Source organism: Streptomyces sp. 7R007 (genome assembly GCF_054850255.1).
In genome coordinates this window covers 168,718-191,532 of record NZ_JBTWMV010000004.1, presented here as the reverse complement: position 1 = coordinate 191,532, position 22,815 = coordinate 168,718, and the positions used below count along the sequence as shown (strand labels likewise).

At 71.0% G+C, this 22,815-nt stretch carries 20 protein-coding genes; 10 read left to right on the top strand and 10 right to left on the bottom strand.

What is annotated here, in order from left to right; all coding sequences use genetic code 11:
- Positions 1-9: 9 nt before the first annotated feature.
- Positions 10-759 carry an ABC transporter ATP-binding protein gene (locus tag ACYF6T_RS07630; RefSeq protein ID WP_461694508.1) on the bottom strand — a complete coding sequence of 250 codons (750 nt, stop codon included), beginning with the start codon at positions 757-759 and terminating at the stop codon, positions 10-12.
- Positions 756-1,271 (bottom strand): PadR family transcriptional regulator, encoded by a 516-nt coding sequence (locus ACYF6T_RS07625; protein WP_461694506.1) that lies wholly within the window; start codon positions 1,269-1,271, stop codon positions 756-758. The genes ACYF6T_RS07630 and ACYF6T_RS07625 overlap by 4 nt, the downstream gene beginning before the upstream one ends.
- Before the next feature lie 121 nt (positions 1,272-1,392).
- Between ACYF6T_RS07625 and ACYF6T_RS07620 the strand changes: the two genes are divergently transcribed.
- The 5 genes from ACYF6T_RS07620 to ACYF6T_RS07600 all read left to right on the top strand — a co-directional run bounded on the left by ACYF6T_RS07620 (position 1,393) and on the right by ACYF6T_RS07600 (position 7,993).
- Positions 1,393-2,670 (top strand): ABC transporter substrate-binding protein, encoded by a 1,278-nt coding sequence (locus ACYF6T_RS07620; RefSeq protein ID WP_461694504.1) that lies wholly within the window; start codon positions 1,393-1,395, stop codon positions 2,668-2,670.
- A 134-nt stretch (positions 2,671-2,804) separates the two neighbouring features.
- Entirely contained in the window at positions 2,805-4,415 is a 1,611-nt protein-coding gene (locus tag ACYF6T_RS07615) for a glycoside hydrolase family 13 protein (protein WP_461694502.1), read from the top strand.
- A 49-nt stretch (positions 4,416-4,464) separates the two neighbouring features.
- A complete protein-coding gene (locus tag ACYF6T_RS07610; protein ID WP_461694771.1) occupies positions 4,465-5,793 on the top strand; it encodes an ABC transporter substrate-binding protein in 1,329 nt (442 codons plus the stop codon).
- A 5-nt stretch (positions 5,794-5,798) separates the two neighbouring features.
- Entirely contained in the window at positions 5,799-7,157 is a 1,359-nt protein-coding gene (locus ACYF6T_RS07605) for an ABC transporter permease subunit (protein ID WP_461694500.1), read from the top strand.
- A complete protein-coding gene (locus ACYF6T_RS07600) occupies positions 7,154-7,993 on the top strand; it encodes a carbohydrate ABC transporter permease (protein WP_461694498.1) in 840 nt (279 codons plus the stop codon). The genes ACYF6T_RS07605 and ACYF6T_RS07600 overlap by 4 nt, the downstream gene beginning before the upstream one ends.
- Positions 7,994-8,040: 47 nt before the next feature.
- Here the strand turns inward: ACYF6T_RS07600 and pgl are convergent, their stop codons facing one another.
- From pgl to tkt, 5 genes are read right to left on the bottom strand one after another with little or no spacing between them, the layout of a single operon-like run.
- Positions 8,041-8,823 (bottom strand): 6-phosphogluconolactonase, encoded by a 783-nt coding sequence (gene pgl, locus ACYF6T_RS07595; RefSeq protein ID WP_461694496.1) that lies wholly within the window; start codon positions 8,821-8,823, stop codon positions 8,041-8,043.
- Positions 8,820-9,929, bottom strand: coding sequence for a glucose-6-phosphate dehydrogenase assembly protein OpcA (gene opcA / locus ACYF6T_RS07590; RefSeq protein ID WP_461694494.1), 1,110 nt, complete (start codon positions 9,927-9,929; stop codon positions 8,820-8,822). The genes pgl and opcA overlap by 4 nt, the downstream gene beginning before the upstream one ends.
- A complete protein-coding gene (gene zwf / locus ACYF6T_RS07585; RefSeq protein WP_461694492.1) occupies positions 9,926-11,464 on the bottom strand; it encodes a glucose-6-phosphate dehydrogenase in 1,539 nt (512 codons plus the stop codon). Before zwf ends, opcA begins: the two co-directional genes overlap by 4 nt.
- Positions 11,465-11,468: 4 nt before the next feature.
- Positions 11,469-12,587 (bottom strand): transaldolase, encoded by a 1,119-nt coding sequence (gene tal, locus ACYF6T_RS07580; protein ID WP_461694490.1) that lies wholly within the window; start codon positions 12,585-12,587, stop codon positions 11,469-11,471.
- A 33-nt stretch (positions 12,588-12,620) separates the two neighbouring features.
- A complete protein-coding gene (tkt, locus tag ACYF6T_RS07575) occupies positions 12,621-14,708 on the bottom strand; it encodes a transketolase (protein ID WP_461694488.1) in 2,088 nt (695 codons plus the stop codon).
- Between the two features lie 371 nt (positions 14,709-15,079).
- On the opposite strand from tkt, the gene ACYF6T_RS07570 reads away from it, so the two are divergent.
- From ACYF6T_RS07570 to ACYF6T_RS07560, 3 genes are all read left to right on the top strand, one after another.
- A complete protein-coding gene (locus ACYF6T_RS07570) occupies positions 15,080-16,033 on the top strand; it encodes a heme o synthase (protein WP_461694486.1) in 954 nt (317 codons plus the stop codon).
- A 58-nt stretch (positions 16,034-16,091) separates the two neighbouring features.
- Complete coding sequence (locus ACYF6T_RS07565; protein WP_461694484.1) at positions 16,092-16,412, top strand: hypothetical protein; 321 nt, start codon at positions 16,092-16,094, stop codon at positions 16,410-16,412.
- A 91-nt stretch (positions 16,413-16,503) separates the two neighbouring features.
- A complete protein-coding gene (locus ACYF6T_RS07560) occupies positions 16,504-17,610 on the top strand; it encodes an amidohydrolase family protein (RefSeq protein WP_461694482.1) in 1,107 nt (368 codons plus the stop codon).
- A 58-nt stretch (positions 17,611-17,668) separates the two neighbouring features.
- Here the strand turns inward: ACYF6T_RS07560 and ACYF6T_RS07555 are convergent, their stop codons facing one another.
- From ACYF6T_RS07555 to ACYF6T_RS07545, 3 genes are read right to left on the bottom strand one after another with little or no spacing between them, the layout of a single operon-like run.
- Entirely contained in the window at positions 17,669-18,679 is a 1,011-nt protein-coding gene (locus ACYF6T_RS07555) for a COX15/CtaA family protein (RefSeq protein ID WP_461694480.1), read from the bottom strand.
- Between the two features lie 54 nt (positions 18,680-18,733).
- Positions 18,734-19,450 carry an ABC transporter permease gene (locus ACYF6T_RS07550; protein ID WP_461694770.1) on the bottom strand — a complete coding sequence of 239 codons (717 nt, stop codon included), beginning with the start codon at positions 19,448-19,450 and terminating at the stop codon, positions 18,734-18,736.
- Positions 19,451-19,503: 53 nt separating this feature from the next.
- Positions 19,504-20,427, bottom strand: a complete 924-nt coding sequence (locus ACYF6T_RS07545; RefSeq protein WP_461694478.1) for an ABC transporter ATP-binding protein — start codon at positions 20,425-20,427, stop codon at positions 19,504-19,506.
- 217 nt (positions 20,428-20,644) lie between these two features.
- Here ACYF6T_RS07545 and ACYF6T_RS07540 point away from each other — a divergent pair, with 217 nt between their 5' ends.
- Positions 20,645-21,388: a helix-turn-helix transcriptional regulator gene (locus tag ACYF6T_RS07540; RefSeq protein WP_461694476.1), complete on the top strand. Its 744-nt coding sequence runs from the start codon at positions 20,645-20,647 to the stop codon at positions 21,386-21,388.
- Positions 21,385-22,809, top strand: coding sequence for a Fe-S cluster assembly protein SufB (sufB, locus tag ACYF6T_RS07535; RefSeq protein ID WP_461694474.1), 1,425 nt, complete (start codon positions 21,385-21,387; stop codon positions 22,807-22,809). Before ACYF6T_RS07540 ends, sufB begins: the two co-directional genes overlap by 4 nt.
- The last annotated feature ends 6 nt before the right edge of the window (positions 22,810-22,815 follow it).

Below are 22,815 nucleotides of genomic sequence, written 5' to 3'. Positions count from 1 at the left end.
GTCAGTCCCTCAGTCCTTGAGCTCCAGGACCCCGGAGATGCCCCGTCCGCGCGCCGGTGTGCCCTCCAGCGCGGCGTCGTCGGCTATCCGGCCGTCGAAGAAGGAGATCACCCGGTCCGCGGCGCTCGCCAGCCGGGCGTCATGGGTGACCAGCACGATCGTCTGGCCGCGCTGGTGGAAACGGGACAGCAGCCGCATCACCTCGCGGGTGCCCTTGCTGTCCAGGCTGCCGGCGGGCTCGTCGGCCAGCAGCAGGGGGGGACGGTTGACCAGGGCGCGGGCCAGCGCGACCCGCTGCTGCTCGCCGCCGGACAGCTCGCCCGGCATGCTGCGCTCCTTGCCGGCCAGGCCCAGCTCGGCCAGCAGTCCCTCCCGCTCGGCGCGTGCCTGCTTCGGGGGTGTCCCGGCGAGCAGGGCCGGCAGCTCCACGTTGTCGGCGACCGACAGGTTGGAGACGAGGTTGAAGAACTGGAAGACGATCCCGATCCGCTTGCGGCGCTCCACCGCCCAGCGGGACTCGCTCCAGGTGTCGGTGCGCTCGCCGTCCAGCCGGATGACCCCGCCGTCGGGCCGTTGCAGGCCGCCCAGCAGATGCAGCAGCGTCGACTTCCCCGCCCCGGACGGACCGGTGACGGCCACGAACTCGCCCTGCCGTACGCACAGGTCGACCCCGCGCACGGCGTGCGCCGGGGCGCCCTCGCCGTAGTGCGTCTTGACCAGGCCCTCGGCGTGCAGCACGGGAGCGGGACGCTCGCTCACTCCAGCTCCTCCAGCTCTTCCTGGCACCGCTCCAGCCAGTCGAGGTCGGCCTGCAGGTGCAGCATCGCGCCCTCGATCAGCAGATGGGCGATGCGGTTGTCCCGGTCTTCGGCGGCGGCCAGTTTCGACAGCTGCCGCATGGTGTTCAGATACTGGCGCCGCTGCTTGTTGATCAGGGCGATCTGGTCGGCGAGTCCGGTCTTCGGGGCGAGCGCCAGCTTCATGAAGAACTCGTCCCGCACCCGCGGCTCGTCCTCGGGCTCCTCGAACCAGGCGCGCAGTGCCTGCCGCCCGGCGTCGGTGAGGTGGTAGACCTTCTTGTTGGGCCGGCTCGACTGCTCGACGTCCTCGCCCTCGATCAGCCCCTGCTTCTCGAGGCGGCCGAGGGTGACGTAGATCTGGCCGACGTTCGGCTGAGGGTACGCGGACCCCAGCATCTGCTCAAGGTCCTGCTTGAGCTCGTACCCGTGGGCCGGACCACGCGCGAGGAGTGCCAGGAGGGGCAGACGCACGTGAGCAGTCCTCCTGTCTCGTCAATGTGCTCCAGGCCCTAGTATCGCGCATACCTAACAGGTATACATGGCCTCTGTCTCCGGGCGAAGACGCCCGCAGCCGGTGTGCAAGGAGGAACCTATGCGGTGGGTGCGTGCCGCGGGTAGGGGCCTCCTCGTCTTCGTCGTGGTCATGGCGGGGTACGTCGCCTCGGGTGCCGGGGCCGGCGAGGGCGCGGCCGGCGGTCGTGGCCCCCTCACCCTCGCCACCGCCGGAGACCTCACCAACTACCTCGGGCCCGTCCTGGAGGGCTGGAACCGCACCCACCCCGGCGAGAAGGTCACCCTCGTCGAGCTGCCGGACTCCGCCGACGAGACCCACGCGCAGATGGTCACCGACCTGCGCGGCGGCGACCGCAGCCGGTTCGACGTGCTGAACATCGACGTCAACTGGACCTCGGAGTTCGCCGCGGCGGGCTGGATACGGCCCCTGCCGCGCGACCGCTTCCCCCTCTCCACCTTCCTCAAGCCGGTCGTCCGCACGGCCACCTACGACGGACGCCTGTACGCCGTCCCGTACGTCACCAACGCCGGCCTGCTCCTCTACCGCAAGGACATCCTCGCCAAGGAGGGCCTCCCGCCGCCGCGCACCTGGGCCGAGCTGGAGCACGACGCCAGGACCGTCGCGCCGAAGTACGGCCTCGGCGGCTACGCCGGACAGTTCCTGCCCTACGAGGGGCTGACCGTCAACGCCGCGGAGGCCGTCTACTCCGCGGGCGGCACCATCCTCGGCGACGAGGGCGCCCGCGTCACCGTCGACTCCGCGGCGGCGCGGGAGGGGATCGGGTTCCTGGCCCGCGGGGTGCGCGAGGGCTGGATACCGAAGGCGGCGCTGACGTACAAGGAGGAGGAGTCCAAACAGGCCTTCCAGGACGGCAGGCTGCTCTTCCTGCGCAACTGGCCGTACGCGTACGTCGTCGCCTCGGCCAAGGGCTCCCCGGTCGCCGGCCGGATCGGCGCCGTGCCGCTGCCGGGGCCGGACGGTCCGGGCACCAGCGTCCTGGGCGGCTCCAACCTCGCCGTCACCGCGCACGCGCGGCACCCCGACTCCGCCGCGCGCCTGATCGCCTACCTCACCAGCGCGTCCGTGCAGCGCCAGGTCCTCACCCGCGGCGCGCTGCCACCGGTGCGCGCGGCGCTGTACGACGACCCCGAGCTGGTACGGCGGTTCCCCTACCTGCCGACCCTGCGCGAGAGCGTGATCTCCGCCCAGCCGCGCCCCAAGAGCCCGCACTACGACCAGGTGAGCCTGGTCGTGCAGGCCGTCGTGCAGGACGCCCTCACCGGGCACGAGACGCCCGCGGCGGCGGTGCGGCGGCTGGCGCGGGAGCTCGCCGCCGTCTCCCGGCGACAGCGATAGCTACTTGTTAGGTAACGCGGCGATCTCATCCAGCCGTGAAGTGCCCTGTTAAGTCCGGACATAAAAGGCCAACCGCGCGGTAGCTTCCGCATGTTCGTTGACACCTCCGCGACACGCCTACTTAACATGCATACATGTTGAGTAAGTACCGCTGGTGGCGCGACGCCGTGATCTACCAGGTGTACGTCCGCAGCTTCCTGGACAGCACCGGTGACGGCATCGGCGACCTGGCCGGGGTCCGCGCCGGGCTGCCGTACCTGTCGAAGCTCGGCGTCGACGGGATCTGGCTGAGCCCCTTCTACCCCTCGCCGCAGCACGACCACGGCTACGACGTGGCCGACTACTGCGACGTCGACCCGCTCTTCGGCGACCTCGCCGAGTTCGACCTGCTGATGACGGCCGCCCGCCGGCTCGGCATCAAGGTGCTGCTGGACATCGTCCCCAACCACTGCTCCAGCGAGCACCCGTGGTTCAGGGAGGCGCTCGCCGCCGCCCCCGGCAGCGCCGCCCGCGCCCGCTTCCACTTCGCCGACGGCCGCGGCCCGGACGGCGCCGAGCCGCCCAACAACTGGCACTCCATGTTCGGCGGCCCCGCCTGGACCAGGGTCGGCGACGGCCAGTGGTACCTGCACATGTTCGCGTCCGAACAGCCCGACTGGAACTGGCGCAACCCCGAGGTCGCCGCCGAGTTCGACCGCGTGCTGCGCTTCTGGCTGGACCGGGGCATCGACGGCTTCCGCATCGACGTCGCCGCCGGCCTCTACAAGCACCCCGACCTGCCCGACTCGGACGACCCCGAGGCCGACGCCCGCACCCGCGACTCGGTCAACCCGCTCGCCTGGAACCAGCCCGAGGTGCACGGCGTGTGGCGGCGCTGGCGTGCCCTCTGCGAGGAGTACACCGCCCGCGACGGCCGGGAGCGCCTGCTGGTCGGCGAGGTCTCCGTGCCCACCGCCCGCGAACACGCCCTGTACGTCCGGCCGGACGAACTCCACCAGGCGTTCTTCTTCGACCTGCTCAGCGCCCCCTGGGACCCCGACGCCTTCCGCAAGGTCATCTCCGAGGCCATGCAGGACATCGCCGGCACCGGCTCCACGGTCACCTGGGTCCTCAACAACCACGACCAGGTCCGCACCGTCACCCGTTACGGCGAACCCGCCACCGAGGGCAGCGGACTCGGCGCCGCCCGGGCCCGCGCCGCCGCGCTGCTGATGCTGGCGCTGCCCGGAGCCGCGTACATCTACCAGGGCGAGGAACTGGGCCTGCCCGAGGTCGTCGACCTGCCCGACGACGTGCTCACCGACCCGATCTTCCGCCGCACCGGAAACCGGGCCCGGATCCGCGACGGCTGCCGGGTGCCGCTGCCCTGGTCCGGGCAGGCCTCGCCGTTCGGCTTCACCTCCGGCGCCGAGAGCGCCAAACCGTGGCTGCCGCAACCGGAGTACTTCGCCGAGTACGCCACCGACCGCGCCCTCGCCGACACCCGCTCGTTCTGGCACCTGTACCGCGACGGCCTCCAACTGCGCGCCCGGCTGCCCCAGTTGGGCGAGGGCACGCTGCGCTGGCTGGACACCCCACCCGGCGTCCTGGCCTTCGCCCGCGGCGACGGCCTCGTCTGCGCCGTCAACTTCGGTACGGCGCCCACCCCGGCGCCGGTCTCCGGCACCCCGCTGCTGTCCAGCGGCCCGTGCCCGGCCGGGGTGCTGCCCGGCTCGACGGCGGCCTGGTGGATCGACGGCCTCTGAGCACCCCCGACCGCCCGCCAACTCCCCACCTGTGAAAGGGACATCGATGATGATGCGACGACGCACGACCCTGCTCGCGAGCTGCACCGCCCTCGCGCTCGCCCTCGGCGCGACCGCCTGCGGAGGCGGCGGCCCGGTCTCCGCGGGCGGCGGCGACAAGGCACTCAGCGGGCAGACCGTCACCGTGGCCGGCGTCTGGTCCGGCAGCGAGCAGAAGAACTTCCAGAAGGTGCTGGACGCGTTCAGCGCGAAGACCGGCGCCAAGACGCAGTTCGTCTCCACCGGGGACAACGTCTCCACCGTCGTCGGCAGCAAGATCGAGGGCGGTAACGCGCCCGACGTGGTGATGGTCCCGCAGGTGGGCGTGTTGCAGCAGTTCGCGAAGCAGGGCTGGCTGACCCCGCTGTCGGCGACCACCGAGAAGGCCGTCGACGCCGGGTACGCACCCGTGTGGAAGAAGTACGGCAGCGTCGACGGCCACCTGTACGGCCTGTACTTCAAGGCCGCCCACAAGTCGACGGTCTGGTACAGCCCCGACGCCCTCGACCAGGCCGGCGTCAAGCCGCCGACGACGTACGACGAGATGCTGAAGGCCGGGCACACCGTCTCCGACTCCGGGCTCGCGGCCTTCTCGGTGGCCGGCCAGGACGGCTGGACCCTCACCGACTGGTTCGAGAACATCTACCTCTCCCAGGCCGGACCCGAGAAGTACGACGCCCTCGCCGCGCACCGGCTGAAGTGGACCGACGCCTCGGTGGTCAAGGCGCTCGGCACCCTCGGCAAGCTGTTCAAGGACAAGCAGCTCATAGCCGGCGGCCAGAAGGAGGCCCTCAACACCGACTTCCCGGGCTCGGTGGAGAAGGTCTTCGGGCCCAAGCCGGAGGCCGGCATGGTCTACGAGGGCGACTTCGTCGCCGGCGTGGCCCACGACCAGTTCGGCAAGACCATCGGCACCGACGCCGACTTCTTCCCCTTCCCCGCCGTCGACGGCGGCACCGCCCCGGTCGTCAGCGGCGGCGACGCGGCCGTCGTCCTCAAGGACGGCAAGAACGCCAAGGCCGGCATGAAGCTCCTGGAGTACCTGGCCACCCCGGAGGCGGCGGCCGTGTGGGCGAAGGCGGGCGGCTTCCTGTCCCCGAACAAGAAGCTCGACCTCGCCTCCTACGGCGACGCCGTCACCCGCGCCACCGCCAAGTCCCTGGTCGAGGCCGGGGATTCGGTCCGCTTCGACATGTCCGACCAGGCACCGGCCGCGTTCGGCGGCACCAAGGGCGCCGGCGAGTGGAAGCTGCTGCAGGACTTCCTGCGCGACCCGTCCGACCCCAAGGCGACCGCGGCGAAGCTGGAGTCCGCGGCGGCCAAGGCCTACAAGGGCTGACGGCCGTGACCGCCACCCTCGTGAAAGAGACGAGTCCGCCCACGGCCGGGCTCGTCGCACGCGCCCGGCGCTCGCGGCGCCGGGCCCGCACCGTCGCCCTGCTGTTCGCCTTCCCGGCGCTGCTCCTGCTCGGCGCGCTCGTCGTCTACCCGGTGCTGTTCTCCATCGGCCGCAGCTTCTTCGACGCCTCCGGCACCCGCTTCGTCGGCGGCGAGAACTACGCCGAGATGTTCCGCGACCCGGCGACCCTGAAGGCCGTGCGGAACACGGCCATCTGGGTCGTGGTCGCCCCGGCCCTGCTGACCGGGCTCGGCCTGATCCTCGCGGTGCTGGTGGAGAAGGTGCGCTGGGCGACCGCCTTCAAGCTGCTGCTGTTCATGCCGATGGCCGTGTCCTTCCTCGCCGCCGGGATCATCTTCCGCCTCGCCTACGACGAGGACCCGGACAAGGGCGTGCTGAACGCGGCCGTGGTGTCGGTGCACGACGCCTTCAAGGGCACGGCGGAGTACCCGACCGCCCGGGCGCGGGACGGGCAGGGGCTGAGCGCGCTGAAGGACGGCTCGTACCGCACCAGCGCGGCCGTCGCGCCCGGCGGCTCGGTCGCCCTCGGCCTGGTGGGCGTCGCGCCGAAGGACCTGCCCGAGGGCGCCGAACCCGCCTACGCGGCCGCCCACCGCACGGCGGCGGCCGACGAGGTGCGCGGGGTCGTCTACCTGGACTTCACCCCCGGCGGGGGAGGAGTCCAGGGCAGGGTCGACCGACGGGAGAGCGGGCTGCCGAAGATGAGCGTCGAGGCCGTGCGCGACGGCAAGACGGTCGCCCGGACCACGACCGCCGCCGACGGCTCCTTCCGCTTCACCGGCCTCCCACAGGGCTCGTACACCCTCCGGTTGCCCGCCTCGAACTTCGCGCAGCCGTACCAGGGCGTCTCCTGGCTCGGACCGGCGCTCGTCACCCCGGCGATCATCGGCGCGTACCTGTGGATCTGGACCGGCTTCGCGATGGTCCTGATCGGAGCCGGGCTCGCCACCCTGCCCCGGGACGCGCTGGAGGCGGCGCGGATGGACGGCGCGAACGAGTGGCAGATCTTCCGGCGGATCACCGTGCCGCTGCTCGCGCCGGTGCTGACGGTGGTCTTCGTGACCCTCGTCATCAACGTCATGAAGGTCTTCGACCTCGTCTACATCATCGCGCCCGGGCCGGTGCAGGAGGACGCGACCGTGCTGGCGACGCAGATGTGGCTGGTGTCCTTCGGCGGCGGCAACAACCAGGGCCTGGGCAGCGCGCTCGGCGTCCTGCTCCTGCTGCTCGTCGTCCCCGCCATGGTCTTCAACGTCCGCCGCTTCCGAAGGAGTCAGCGATGAACGCGCTACGACGGGGACTGAGCAGCGCCCTGGTACAGGCCTTCCTCGTCCTGATCGGCCTGGTCTGGCTCACCCCGCTCGCGGGACTGTTCCTGTCCTCGCTGCGGTCGTCCCGGGACTCGGCGAGCAGCGGCTGGTGGACGGTGTTCACCAGCCCGGACCAGCTGTCCTTCGCCAACTACTCGGCACTGCTGAAGAACTCCGGGATGACGCAGGCCTTCTGGAACACGGTGCTGATCTCGGTGCCGGCCACGGCCCTGGTGGTCGTCCTCGCCGCGCTCGCCGGATACGCCTTCGCCTGGCTGGACTTCCCGGGCCGGGAGGCCGTCTTCCTGGTCGTGGTGGCCCTGTTGGTGGTGCCCGTGCAGATCGGCCTGCTGCCGGTGGCCAAACTCTTCGGCGAACTGGGCCTGTTCGGCACGATCCCCGGCGTCGTGCTCTTCCACGTCGCCTACGGGCTGCCGTTCGCCGTGTTCCTGCTGCGCAACTACTTCGCCGAGATGCCCAAGGAGATGCTGGAGGCGGCGCGGATGGACGGCGGCAGCGAATGGCGCATCTTCACCCGGCTGGTGCTGCCCGTGGGACGCCCGGCGATCGCCTCGCTCGCCATCTTCCAGTTCCTGTGGGTGTGGAACGACATGCTGGTGGCGCTGCTCTTCGCGGACAGCTCCGCCCAGCCGCTGACCGTGGAACTCCAGTCACAGATACGGCAGTTCGGCAGCAACATCGACGTCCTGGCACCCGGCGCCTTCGTGTCCCTGGTGGTGCCGGTGGTGGTGTTCTTCGCCTTCCAGCGGCACTTCGTGCAAGGCGTGATGGCCGGTTCCGTGAAGTGAGCCGGTGGGGGTTCCCGACGGGATGGACGGGAACCCCCACCGCACGCTCACGGCGAGGCCGGTGGGTACAGGGAGCGGGGGAGCTGCGAGGCCGCCGCCGCGTCCAGCAGCCACAGCGTGCGCTGCCGGCCGCGGGCGCCCGCCGCCGGGGCCTGGATCTCGCCCGCGCCGGACAGCGCGATCGCCGTCGCCTCCGCCTTGTCCTCGCCCGCCGCCAGCAGCCACACCTCACGGGCGGAGCGGATCGCGGGCAGCGTCAGCGTCACCCGCGTCGGCGGCGGCTTGGGGGCGCCGCGGACGCCCACCACCGTGCGCTCGGTCTCGCGGACCGCCGGAAGCTCCGGGAACAGCGAGGCCACGTGCGTGTCCGGGCCGACGCCCAGCATCAGGACGTCGAAGGTGGGCACCGCGCCGTGGTTCTCGGGGCCGGCGGCCCGGGCCAGCTCCTCCGCGTACCCGGCGGCGGCCGCGTCCACGTCGTCGCCGTACGGGCCGTCGGAGGCGGGCATGGCGTGCACGCGCTTGGGGTCCAGCGGCACCGCGTCCAGCAGGGCCTCGCGGGCCTGCGTGACGTTGCGCTCGCCGTCGCCCTCCGGCAGGAAGCGCTCGTCGCCCCACCACAGGTCGAGCCGGCCCCAGTCGATCGCGTCCCGGGCGGGAGCGGCGGCCAGGGCGGCCAGCAGGCCGTTGCCGTTGCGGCCGCCCGTCAGCACGACCGACGCCGAGCCGCGGGACGCCTGCGCGTCGACGATCTTCGTGATCAGCCGGGCCGCCGCGGCCTGCGCCATCAGTTCCTTGTCGCGGTGCACGACCAGCTGGGGAGTGCTCACTTCGCCGCCGCCTTCGTCACCGGTGCCTGCGCCGCCGCCTCCTTCGCGGGAGCTTTCGCAGCAGCCTCGACGGGCGTTTCGACGGCGACGGGCTCCTCGGAGCCCGGTTCTCCTTTGGCGGCGGGCCCGGATTCGGCACCGGGCGCCGGCTCGGCCTCCGGCTCCCGGAAGGGAGCCGCCGTCGCGTTCAGCCGCTCCACCCCGAACCGCAGCGCCGAGGCGTACGTGTCGTCCGGGTCCAGCCGCCGCAGCTCCTCCGCGATCAGCTCCGCCGTCTCCCGCCGCTTCAGCGCCACCGCACGGGCCGGCTGGCCCTCGATGGACAGCGTCGCCAGCGAGCCGTCGGCCCGGTCCAGGGTGATGGGACCGCAGTTGGTCTCCATCCGGACCGCCGTCAGCCCCGGCCCGCCCGACAGCGAGCGCCGCACCGGCACGTCCAGCCGGTCCGCGAGCCACATCGCCAGCAGCTCACAGCTCGGGTTGAACTCCTCGCCCTCCACCTCGACGGCCTTCACCTCGCAGGTGACCTGGTCGAGCGCGGCGGCCAGCATCGACCGCCAGGGCGTGATGCGGGTCCAGGACAGATCGGTGTCGCCGGGCGTGTAGGTGCCGGCGCGGGCCGTCAGCTCCCGCACCGGCTCCTCCGAGGCGTACGTGTCCGTCACCCGGCGCTGGCCCAGCGCGCCCAGCGGGTCGTTCGCCGGGTCCAGCGGCGCGTTCACCGGCCACCAGACGACGACGGGCGCGTCCGGCAGCAGCAGCGGCAGCACCACCGACTGCGCGTGGTCGACGATCTCGCCGTACAGGCGCAGCACGACCGTCTCGCCCGTGCCCGCGTCCGCGCCCACCCGCACCTCGGCGTCCAGCCGGGACGACGTGCGGTCGCGGGGCGTGCGCGAGACGCGCTTGATGACGACGAGGGTGCGCGAGGGATGCTCGCGCGAGGCGTCGTTCGCGGCCTTCAGAGCGTCGTAGGCGTTCTCCTCGTCCGTCACGATGACCAGCGTCAGCACCATGCCGACGGCGGGCGTGCCGATGGCCCGCCGCCCCTGCACCAGCGCCTTGTTGATCTTGCTGGCCGTGGTGTCCGTGAGGTCTATCTTCATGGCCGGCGCCAGCTCCGTCCCTCTCGTGCGAGCATTTCGTCCGCCTCGACGGGCCCCCAGGTACCGGCCGGGTACTGGGCGGGCTTGCCGTGGGTGTCCCAGTACTCCTCGATCGGGTCGAGGATCTTCCAGGACAGCTCGACCTCCTCGGTGCGCGGGAAGAGGTTCGAGTCGCCGAGCAGCACGTCGAGGATCAGGCGCTCGTACGCCTCCGGGGAGGACTCGGTGAATGACTCGCCGTAGGCGAAGTCCATCGACACGTCCCGGATCTCCATCGAGGTGCCCGGCACCTTCGAGCCGAAGCGGACCGTGACACCCTCGTCCGGCTGGACCCGGATGACGATCGCGTTGGAGCCCAGCTCCTCGGTGGCCGTCGTGTCGAAGGGGGAGTGCGGGGCCCGCTGGAAGACCACGGCGATCTCCGTCACCCGGCGGCCCAGGCGCTTGCCCGTGCGCAGGTAGAACGGCACGCCCGCCCAGCGGCGGTTGTCCACCTCCAGCTTGATGGCCGCGTAGGTGTCGGTCTTGGAGTGCGGGTCGATGCCCTCCTCCTGGAGGTAGCCGACCGCCTTCTCGCCGCCCTGCCAGCCCGCCGCGTACTGGCCGCGCACGGTGTCCCGGCCCAGGTCCTTGGGCAGCCGTACCGCGCCGAGCACCTTGGTCTTCTCCGCCGCCAGCGCGTCCGCGTCGAAGGAGGCGGGCTCCTCCATCGCGGTGAGGGCCATCAGCTGGAGCAGGTGGTTCTGGATGACGTCCCGGGCGGCGCCGATGCCGTCGTAGTAGCCCGCCCGGCCGCCGATGCCGATGTCCTCGGCCATGGTGATCTGCACGTGGTCCACGAAGGACCGGTTCCAGATCGGCTCGAACATCGTGTTGGCGAAGCGCAGCGCCAGGATGTTCTGGACGGTCTCCTTGCCCAGGTAGTGGTCGATGCGGAAGACCTGGTCCGGGGCGAAGACCTCGTGCACGACCTTGTTGAGCTCCTCGGCCGACTTCAGGTCGTGGCCGAACGGCTTCTCGATGACCGCGCGCCGCCAGGAGCCGGACGTCTGGTCCGCCAGCCCGTGCTTCTTCAGCTGCTGGATGACGACCGGGAAGGAGCGCGGCGGCACCGACAGGTAGAAGGCGAAGTTGCCGCCCGTACCCTGCGCCTTGTCGAGTTCCTCGATGGTGCCGCGCAGCCGCTCGAAGGCGTCGTCGTCGTCGAAGGTGCCCTGGACGAAGCGCATCCCCTGGATGAGCTGCTGCCAGACCTCCTCGCGGAACGGCGTGCGGGCGTGCGCCTTGACCGCGTCGTGGACCTCGGCGGCGAAGTCCTCGTTCTCCCACTCGCGGCGGGCGAAGCCGACCAGCGAGAAGCCCGGCGGCAGCAGACCCCGGTTGGCGAGGTCGTACACGGCGGGCATGAGCTTCTTGCGTGACAGGTCGCCCGTGACACCGAAGATGACCAGGCCCGACGGCCCCGCGATGCGCGGGAGCCGTCGGTCGGCGGGATCACGAAGCGGGTTCGCTCCGGAACCGGCAAGAGGGGCCAAGGGTTCAGCCCTCCGAGGGGGCGAGGCGCTCCAGCTCCGCCTCGGTCGACTTCAGCAGGTCGTTCCAGGAGGCCTCGAACTTCTCGACGCCCTCGTCCTCCAGGACCTGGACCACGTCGTCGTAGGAGATCCCGAGCTTCTCCAGCGCGTCGAGGTCGGCGCGGGCCTGCTCGTAGGTGCCGGCGATGGTGTTGCCGGTGATCTCGCCGTGGTCCTCGGTGGCCTCCAGCGTCGCCTCCGGCATGGTGTTCACCGTGTTCGGCGCGACCAGCTCGGTGACGTAGAGGGTGTCCGGGTACGCCGGGTCCTTCACGCCCGTCGACGCCCACAGCGGACGCTGCTTGTTGGCGCCGGCGCTCTCCAGCGCCTGCCAGCGGTCCGAGGAGAAGACCTCCTCGTACGCCTGGTAGGCCAGGCGCGCGTTGGCGACGGCCGCCTTGCCGCGCAGGGCCTTGGCCTCGTCGGTGCCGAGGGAGTCGAGGCGCTTGTCGACCTCGGTGTCCACGCGGGAGACGAAGAAGGACGCCACGGAGTGGATCTTGGAGAGGTCCAGGCCGCGCTCCTTGGCCTTCTCCAGGCCCGAGAGGTAGGCGTCCATGACCGCGCGGTAGCGCTCCAGCGAGAAGATCAGCGTGACGTTGACGCTGATGCCGAGGCCGATGACCTCGGTGATCGCCGGGATGCCCGCCATCGTGGCCGGGATCTTGATGAGCGTGTTCGGCCGGTCGACCAGCCAGGCCAGCTGCTTGGCCTCGGCGACGGTCGCCTTCTCGTTGTGCGCCAGGCGCGGGTCGACCTCGATGGAGACCCGGCCGTCCTGGCCGTCGGTGGCGTCGAAGACCGGGCGCAGGATGTCGGCGGCGTCGCGGACGTCCGCCGTGGTGATCATGCGGATGGCCTCTTCGACGGTGACCTTGCGGGCGGCGAGGTCGGAGACCTGAAGGTCGTAGCCGTCGCCCTGCGAGATCGCCTTCTGGAAGATCGTCGGATTGGTGGTGACGCCCACGACGTGCTGCTGGTCGATCAGCTCGGCGAGATTGCCGGACGTGATCCGCTTGCGCGACAGGTCGTCCAGCCAGATCGCGACGCCTTCCTCGGAGAGGCGCTTGAGTGCGTCTGTCATGGAATTACATCTCCTACGTGTCGTATGTGAGCGTCAGCGCTGGGCGGCGGCGATGGATTCCCGTGCCTTGTCGGCCACATTCTCGGCAGTGAAGCCGAACTCGCGGAAGAGGACCTTGCCGTCGGCGGAAGCACCGAAGTGCTCCAGGGAAACGATGCGTCCGGCGTCCCCGACGTACTTGTGCCAGGTGAGACCGATACCGGCCTCCACCGCGACCCGCGCCTTCACGTTCGGCGGCAGGACGCTGTCCCGGTACCCCTGCTCCTGCTCCTCGAACCACTCCACGGACGGCATGGACACGACCCGCGTCGGCACCCCGTCGGCCTCCAGCCGCTCCCGCGCCTCGACGGCGACGTGCACCTCGGAGCCGGTCGCGATGAGGATCACCTCCGGCGTGCCCGAGGAGGCCTCGAACAGGACGTAACCGCCCTTGGCCGCGTCCTCGTTCGGCTCGTACGTCGGCACGCCCTGCCGGGTCAGCGCCAGACCGTGCGGGGCGCCCTTGCCGAACTCCTTGGTGTAGCGCCTGAGGATCTCGCGCCAGGCGATCGCGGTCTCGTTCGCGTCGGCCGGGCGGACCACGTTCAGACCCGGGATCGCGCGCAGCGACGCGAGGTGCTCGACGGGCTGGTGGGTGGGGCCGTCCTCGCCCAGACCGATGGAGTCGTGCGTCCACACGTACGTCACCGGCAGGTGCATCAGGGCCGACAGGCGCACCGCGTTGCGCATGTAGTCGGAGAACACCAGGAAGGTGCCGCCGTAGACGCGGGTGTTGCCGTGCAGGGCGATGCCGTTCATCTCCGCGGCCATGGAGTGCTCGCGGATGCCGAAGTGGATCGTGCGGCCGTAGGGGTTCGCCTCCGGCAGCGGGTTGTCCGCGGGCAGGAACGACGACGTCTTGTCGATGGTGGTGTTGTTGGAGCCGGCCAGGTCGGCCGAGCCGCCCCACAGCTCCGGGATGACCGCGCCGAGGGCCTGGAGCACCTTGCCGGAGGCGGCACGCGTGGCCACCCCCTTGCCGGGCTCGAAGACCGGGACCTTCTCCTCCCAGCCGGCCGGCAGCTCGCCCGCGCTGATCCGGTCGAAATCGGCGGCGCGCTCGGGGTTGTTCTCCCGCCACAGCCGGAACGACTTCTCCCACTCGGCCTTCGCCTCGCGGCCCCGCTCCAGCGCCTGCCGGGTGTGCTTGAGGACCTCGTCGGAGACCTCGAAGGTCTTCTCCGGGTCGAAGCCGAGGACGCGCTTGGTGGCGGCCACCTCGTCGTCGCCGAGCGCCGAGCCGTGGGCGGCCTCGGTGTTCTGGGCGTTCGGGGCGGGCCAGGCGATGATCGAGCGCATCGCGATGAAGGACGGCTTGTCCGTCACCTTCTTCGCGGCCTCGATCGCGTTGTAGATCGCGTGCGGGTCCAGGTCGCCGTCCGGCTTCGGGGCGACGCGCTGCACGTGCCAGCCGTACGCCTCGTAGCGCTTGACGGTGTCCTCGGAGACGGCCGTCTCGGTGTCGCCCTCGATCGAGATGTGGTTGTCGTCCCACAGCAGGATCAGGTTGCCGAGCTTCTGGTGGCCGGCCAGCGAGGACGCCTCGGCGGAGATGCCCTCCTGGAGGCAGCCGTCACCGGCGATCGCGAAGACGAAGTGGTCGAACGGCGACTCGCCCTGCGGGGTCTCGGGGTCGAACAGACCGCGCTCGTAGCGCGCGGCCATGGCCATGCCCACGGCGTTGGCGACGCCCTGGCCCAGCGGGCCGGTGGTCGTCTCCACGCCCTTGGTGTGCCCGTACTCCGGGTGACCCGGCGTCTTGGACCCCCAGGTCCGGAACGACTTCAGGTCGTCCAGCTCCAGGCCGAAGCCGGCCAGGTACAGCTGGGTGTAGAGGGTCAGGGACGAGTGGCCGGCGGACAGCACGAAGCGGTCGCGCCCGACCCAGTCCGGGTCGGCCGGGTCGTGCCGCATCACCTTCTGGAAGAGGGTGTAGGCGGCGGGCGCCAGGCTCATCGCGGTGCCCGGATGGCCGTTGCCGACCTTCTGTACGGCGTCGGCGGCCAGGACGCGGGCGGTGTCGACGGCCCGCTGGTCCAACTCGGTCCAGTCGAGGTCTGTGGTGGTCGGCTTGGTGCTCACCCTGAGTCAGGGCTCCTCTCCACATGTCGAATGCCGGTGCACTGGGCGCCCACCGGCCGCTGTCGAGCCTACCCCCGGAAGTACGTGCAATTTTTCGAGTCATTCCAGACTGCCGGGACTCCGGGGGATCCGCCTCCCGACTGCACTGACGGTCATTCGGCATCTGAATACGCAGCCGCTCATCCGACTGCTCAATCGAGCTTCAGTACGACGGATGAGCGGATCGCCGGACGGCGGGCCGGCGACCCCCTCCCAACACGACCCCACCCCCGCGAAGGTCGGGGTATGGGCAACGTCTACAGTGGCGTGGTACGCGCGAGCCTTTACCGGGACTTCACACGGGGGAGGCTTGCTGGGATGTCTCTGTAGGGGTGTGCGTGACGGCCGTCGAATCCCGTCCAGCGGGGGTAATCGGTGCGAGCGAGAGCCCGCGTCACCGGCCGTTCGGGGCCCGTGTCAAGGCGTTCGTGGCGCTGACCAAGCCGCGGATCATCGAGCTCCTGCTCATCACCACCGTTCCGGTGATGTTCCTGGCCCGGCAGGGCGTGCCGGACCTCGGCCTGGTGCTGCTCACCTGTGTCGGCGGCTACCTGTCCGCGGGCGGCGCCAACGCGCTGAACATGTACATCGACCGCGACATCGACGCGCTGATGGACCGCACCTCGCAGCGCCCGCTGGTGACCGGCATGGTCAGCCCGCGCGAGTGCCTGGCCTTCGGCATCACCCTCGCGGTCGTCTCCACCCTGCTCTTCGGCCTCACCGTCAACTGGCTGAGCGCCTGGCTCGCCCTGGGCGCGCTCCTCTTCTACGTCGTCGTCTACACGATGATCCTCAAGCGCCGTACCTCGCAGAACATCGTCTGGGGCGGCATCGCCGGCTGCATGCCGGTGCTGATCGGCTGGTCGTCGGTGACCAACTCCCTGTCCTGGGCGCCGGTCATCCTCTTCCTCGTCATGTTCTTCTGGACGCCGCCGCACTACTGGCCGCTGTCCATGAAGGTCAAGGAGGACTACGCGCGCGTGGGCGTGCCCATGCTGCCCGTGATCGCCTCCAACAAGGTCGTCGCCCGGCAGATCGTGATCTACAGCTGGGTCATGGTCGCCGTCTCCCTCCTGCTCACCCCCCTCGGCTACACCGGCTGGTTCTACACCGCGGTCGCCCTGGTGGCGGGCGGCTGGTGGCTGTGGGAGGCGCACGCGCTGCAGAACCGGGCCAAGGCCGAGGTGACGGGCGTGAAGCTGAAGGAGATGCGCCTGTTCCACTGGTCGATCACCTACGTCTCGCTGCTGTTCGTGGCCGTCGCGGTGGACCCCTTCCTGCGCTGACGCAGATCACAGAGCCCTGCCCTCGCCAGCCTGACTACCGGTGAGTAGCATCCTGCCCATGGCAGAAACGCAGCAGGTTGACGCGAGGTCCGAGCGCAAGGTGGCCAGGCTCGCCAAGAGGATCGACGCCTTCTCCAAGGCGCACGGCGGCGCCGAGGGCCAGGTGGCCTACATCGGCGAACGCGGCGCCCGCATCGTGCTGGTCGGCGAGGACGGCGGCTGGGGCGACCTGGTGGCCCCGACGTACGAGATCGCCGAGCAGGCGGTGGCCAAGTCCGGGATCACCGTCCACGAGTCCTTCGACGGCGAGTTCGCGGCGAAGGTGACGACGAGCTCGTACGAGTGGAAGCGGATGGCCGGCATCCAGCTCGGCGGCTGAGCACCCCCGCAACGCCGCCGGCGCCCGGGCGACACCTAGGCGCCGTTCACCCGTTAGGCCCTGTAAGGCAGCGTCTAACGGGGAGCCCCGGATGATCGAAACGCCGTCCCTGGTGGACCAGTACTGCCACGGCGTCCTCAGAACAGAGCTGGGTCTCGGCACCTTCGAGGCCCAGCTGTCCCGCACCGAGGGCCCACCCGCGCCGGGCACCACCCTCTTCGACACCCAGACGGGTTTCGCCGTACGCCGCTGGTGCCCCCCGCTGCTGGGCCTGGAGCCCCACTGCCCGCCCGCCCGCTACCTGGCCCGCCGACGCGAACTGGGCGTCCTGGAAGCGGGCCGCAGGCTCCTGCGCGGCAGCGGCATCACGACGTACCTGGTCGACACGGGCCTGCCCGGCGACCTCACCGGCCCCTCCGAGATGGCCCGCGCGGGCGACGCCGAGGCCCGCGAGATCGTCCGCCTGGAGTTGCTGGCCGAACAGGTCGCCGACACCTCCGGCACCGTCGAGTCCTTCCTCGCCAACCTCGCCGAGTCGGTGCACGGCGCCGCCGCGAGCGCCGTCGCCTTCACCTCCGTCGCGGGCGTACGGCACGGCCTCGCGCTGGCGCCGGAGCCGCCGGGGCCGGGGGAGGTGCGGGGCGCGGCGGGCCGGTGGCTCGCGGCGCGCCGGGTCGGCGGCCACCTGACGGACCCGGTGCTGCTGCGGCACCTGCTGTGGATCGCCGTCGCCTCCGGGCTGCCCCTGCAACTGCACGCGGGGCTGGGCGAGCCGGGACAGCGGATCGACCGTACGGACCCGGTGCTGCTCACCGACTTCGTCCGCGCCACGGCGGGCCTGGGCACGGACCTGGTCCTGCTGCACGGCTACCCGTACCACCGTCACGCCGCCCACCTGGCCGGCGTCTTCCCGCACGTCTACACCGACTCCGGGGCGGCCCTGGCCCGCACGGGGGCGCGGGCGGCGACCGTCCTCGCCGAGATCCTGGAGCTGGCCCCCTTCGGCAAGATCCTCTTCTCCAGCGGCGCCCACGGCCTGCCGGAACTGCACGTGGTGGGCGCCCGGCTGTTCCGCGAGGCGCTGGGCCGGGTGCTGGGCGGCTGGGTGGCCGAGGGGGCGTGGTCGCTGGCGGACGCCCAGCGGGTGGCGGGGATGGTGGCGGAGGGGAACGCCCGCCGGGTGTACGGCCTGGAGTGAGCCGCGCCTACGCGCGCGTGCCGTGAGCCACGGCCTGGACTGAGCCGCTCGCGTCCGCCTACGCGCGCGTGCCGACCGTCACCTCAGCCGAAGGGCCCGGCAGGTCGGCCACCACCTCCGGGCGCTCGCGCAGCGCGAGCAGCACCCTGAGCACCCAGATCCAGATCAGGCCGGAGCCGAGCATGTGCAGGCCGACGAGGACCTCGGGCAGGTGGGTGAAGTACTGGACGTAGCCGATCACGCCCTGGGCGAGCAGGACCAGGAACAGCTCGCGGGTGCGCGCCAGCGGGCCCTTGGGGGCGTCGACGGCCTTCAGGATGAACCACAGGGCGAACGTCAGCGTCACCACGATCCAGGCGAGCACGGCGTGCAGCTTGGCGACCGTCTCCCAGTCGATCGGGATCCGCTCGACCTCCTTGGAGTCGCCCGCGTGCGGCCCCGCGCCGGTCACCACCGTGCCGACCGCGATCAGCAGCACGGAGGCGGCGACCAGGAACCACACCAGCTGCTGCACCGGCTTGCCGACCAGCGGCCGGGGCGCCCCGTCGCCTTCCCGGGTGCGCTGCCACATCAGCGTGGCCACAGCGATCAGCGCCGAGGAGAGCAGGAAGTGCGCCGCGACCGTGTAGGGGTTGAGGCCGACCAGGACCACGATCCCGCCGAGCACCGCGTTGCCCATCACGATCCAGAACTGCGCCCAGCCCAGCCGGGTCAGGGCGCGCCGGCAGGGCTTCTCGGAGCGCGCGGCGATGATCGCCCAGCCGACGGCCGCGCACAGCACGTACGTCAGCATGCGGTTGCCGAACTCGATGGCGCCGTGGAAGCCCATCGCGCTGGTGGCGGTGAGCGAGTCCGCGGTGCACTTGGGCCAGGTCGGGCAGCCGAGGCCGGAGCCGGTCAGCCGTACCGCCCCGCCGGTGACCACGATGACCACCGACATGACGAGCGCGGACAGAGCCGCCCGCTGAACCGTCCGGGGGGCCGGGGTCCAGCGTGCGGCGATGAAGGCGAGCGGGTTGCGCACGGCGGCCAGGGCGCCGGCGCGGGTCACGTTTGGCACGCGCACCATCGTAGGCCGCCGCTTGTGCACGCGTTCACGAGGGTCCATCGGGCCCGGCTCCCGTCACTCCCAGCGGAAGAACCTGCCGGCCGCGGCCAGCCCGAGGACGGCCCACACCGCCAGGACGCCCAGGTCGCCCCACGGCATGCCCGCACCGTGCTGGAGGACGTCGCGCAGGCCGTCGGACAGGGCCGAGATCGGCAGCAGGCCCAGCACGTCCTGGGCGCCCTGCGGGTACTTGTCCATCGGCACGATCACCCCGCCCCCCACGAGCAGCAGCAGGAAGACCAGGTTGGCGGCGCCGAGGGTGGCCTCCGCCTTCAGCGTGCCGGCCATCAGCAGGCCGAGCCCGGAGAAGGCGGCCGTGCCGAGGACCAGCAGGAGCAGGACGGCGGCGGGGTTGCCGTGCGGGGACCAGCCGAGGGCGAAGGCGATCACCGTCAGCAGGACCACCTGGAGGATCTCGGTGACCAGCACGGACGCCGTCTTGGCCGTCATCAGGCCCCAGCGGGGGAGCGGGGAGGAGGCGAGGCGCTTGAGGACGCCGTAGCGCCGCTCGAAGCCCGTGGCGATCGCCTGCCCGGTGAACGCCGTGGACATGACGGCCAGGGCGAGGATGCCGGGGGTTAGGAAGTCCACCGCCTCGCCCGCGCCCGTGTCGACGATGTCGACGGAGCTGAACAGCACCAGCAGCAGGGTCGGGATCACGATCGTCAGCAGCAGCTGCTCGCCGTTGCGCAGCAGCATCCTCGTCTCCAGGACGGCCTGCGCACCGATCATGCGGGGCAGGGGCGCGGCCCCCGGCCGGGGGGCGTGGGTACCGGTGGCCGTCGTCACGAGCGCAGCTCCTTGCCGGTCAGTTCCAGGAAGACGTCTTCGAGGGTGTGCCGCTCCACGGAGATCTTCTCCGGCATCACCCCGTGCTGGGCGCACCAGGACGTCACCGTCGCGAGCAGCTGCGGGTCGACCTTGCCGACGACCCGGTAGGAGCCCGGCGTCAGCTCGGCCGCCGTGCAGTCCGCCGGGAGCGCCTTGAGCAGCGAGCCGACGTCCAGGCCGGGGCGCCCGGTGAAGCGCAGGGTGTTCTCGGCGCCGCCGCGGCACAGCTCCTCGGGGGTGCCCTGCGCGATGACCCGGCCGGCGTCGATGATCGCGACGTCGTCGGCGAGCTGTTCGGCCTCGTCCATGTAGTGGGTCGTCAGGATCACGGAGACACCGTCGGCGCGCAGGTCGCGGACCAGGTCCCAGGCGGCGCGGCGGGCCTGCGGGTCCAGGCCGGCGGTCGGCTCGTCCAGGAACACCAGCTCCGGGCGGCCCACGACCGCCATCGCCAGGGCGAGCCGCTGCTGCTGGCCGCCGGAGAGGCGGCGGTAGGCGGTCCGGCCGCACGAGCCGAGGCCGAGCCGCTCGATGAGGGCGTTCACGTCCAGGGGGTGCGCGTGCAGCCTGGCGACGTGGCGCAGCATCTCCTCCGCGCGGGCGCCGGAGTACACGCCGCCGGACTGGAGCATCACGCCTATGCGGGGGTGCAGCTCGCGGGCCTGGCGCACCGGGTCCAGGCCCAGCACGCGGACCGTGCCCGAGTCCGGTCTGCGGTATCCCTCGCAGGTCTCCACGGTGGTGGTCTTGCCCGCGCCGTTCGGGCCGAGGACGGCGGTCACGCCCGCCCGGGCCACCAGATCGAGGCCGTCCACGGCGGTCTTCGCGCCGTACCGCTTCACCAGGGCCCGAACCTGGACCACGGGCTCACTTCGCATGGCTCCAGAGTCTAGGTACGCGGTCGGCGCGCCGGGCGGGCGGGTGCGGGATCCGACCGTTCCCCTCACGTGACCATGCCGCCCGTGACGTCGTCGTTCAAGGGACCGAAAGATCGTTTCCGCAGGTTGGATTAGGTATGCCTAAGTGACGCAGGGCACCGTCCACCGGCCCGGACGCGGCTTGCCCGGTCCTGAGGAATTACGCAACAATGGCGTTGTGAAAAACGTCGGCGAGGCTCGGGAGACCCCCACGGGGACCCCTCAGGAGGAGTTCGCGACCGGTGAGCGCTCCACGCGCAACCGGGTCGCGCGGTCCATCCTGGACCACGGGCCGTCGACCGTCGCCGAGCTCGCCGCGCGGCTGAGCCTGACCCAGGCCGCCGTACGCCGGCATCTCGACGCGCTCGCCGCCGACGACGTCGTGGAGGCCCGCGAGCAGCGCGTGTACGGCACGCGCACGCGCGGGCGCCCCGCCAAGGTCTTCGCGCTCACCGACTGCGGCCGCGACGCCTTCGACCAGTCGTACGACAAGCTCGCCGCGGACGCGCTGCGCTGGATCGCCGAGCGTGAGGGCGGCCAGGAGGCGGTCGCCGCCTTCGCCCGCGCCCGCATCGCCGCACAGGCGAGCGCGTACCGCGAGGCGATCGAGGGCGTCGCCCCCGACCGGCGGGCCGAGGCCCTGGCCAAGGCGCTGAGCGCCGACGGGTACGCTGCTACGGCGCGGAGCGCTCCCGTGGGCGAGCAGCTGTGTCAGCACCACTGCCCGGTCGCCCACGTCGCGGAGCAGTTCCCCCAGCTGTGCGAGGCGGAGACGGAGTTCTTCGCCGAACTGCTCGGGACCCACGTCCAGCGGCTGGCGACCATCGCCCACGGCGACGGCGTCTGCACGACGTTCATCCCCAGGATTTCCCAGATTTCTCACCACGCATCTGCAAGCACGGCCGGGAGGAACCCCGCATGACTCTCCCCATCGAGGAGACCGCCCACCCTGAGCTCGAAGGCCTGGGCAAGTACGAATACGGCTGGGCGGACTCCGACGAGGCCGGTGCCGCAGCGAAGCGCGGCCTGAACGAGGACGTCGTCCGCGACATCTCCGGCAAGAAGTCCGAGCCGGAGTGGATGACCAAGCTGCGTCTGAAGGGCCTGAAGCTCTTCGAGAAGAAGCCCATGCCGAACTGGGGCTCGGACCTGTCGGGCATCGACTTCGACAACATCAAGTACTTCGTGCGCTCCACGGAGAAGCAGGCGGAGTCCTGGGAGGACCTGCCCGAGGACATCAAGAACACGTACGACAAGCTCGGCATCCCCGAGGCGGAGAAGCAGCGCCTCGTGGCCGGTGTCGCCGCCCAGTACGAGTCCGAGGTCGTCTACCACCAGATCCGCGAGGACCTGGAGGAGCAGGGCGTCATCTTCCTGGACACCGACACCGCCCTGAAGGAGCACCCGGAGCTCTTCAAGGAGTACTTCGGCACCGTCATCCCCGCCGGTGACAACAAGTTCGCCGCGCTGAACACCGCGGTGTGGTCCGGCGGCTCCTTCATCTACGTCCCGCCGGGCGTCCACGTGGAGATCCCGCTCCAGGCCTACTTCCGGATCAACACGGAGAACATGGGCCAGTTCGAGCGCACCCTGATCATCGTCGACGAGGGCGCCTACGTGCACTACGTCGAGGGATGCACGGCCCCGATCTACAAGTCGGACTCGCTGCACTCCGCGGTCGTCGAGATCATCGTCAAGAAGAACGCCCGCTGCCGCTACACGACCATCCAGAACTGGTCGAACAACGTCTACAACCTGGTCACCAAGCGCGCCGTCGCCTACGAGGGCGCCACCATGGAGTGGATCGACGGCAACATCGGCTCCAAGGTGACGATGAAGTACCCGGCCGTCTACCTGATGGGCGAGCACGCCAAGGGCGAGACCCTCTCCATCGCCTTCGCGGGCGAGGGCCAGCACCAGGACGCCGGCGCCAAGATGGTCCACATGGCGCCCAACACCTCGTCCAACATCGTCTCCAAGTCGGTGGCGCGCGGTGGCGGCCGTACGTCCTACCGCGGTCTGATCGAGATCGGCGAGGGCGCCCCGGGCTCCAAGTCCAACGTCCTGTGCGACGCGCTGCTCGTCGACACGATCTCGCGCTCCGACACCTACCCGTACGTCGACGTCCGCGAGGACGACGTGTCCATGGGCCACGAGGCGACCGTCTCCAAGGTCTCCGAGGACCAGCTCTTCTACCTGATGAGCCGCGGTCTGTCCGAGGACGAGGCGATGGCGATGATCGTGCGCGGCTTCGTCGAGCCGATCGCCAAGGAACTGCCGATGGAGTACGCGCTGGAGCTCAACCGGCTGATCGAGCTGCAGATGGAGGGCGCGGTCGGTTAATCCCGA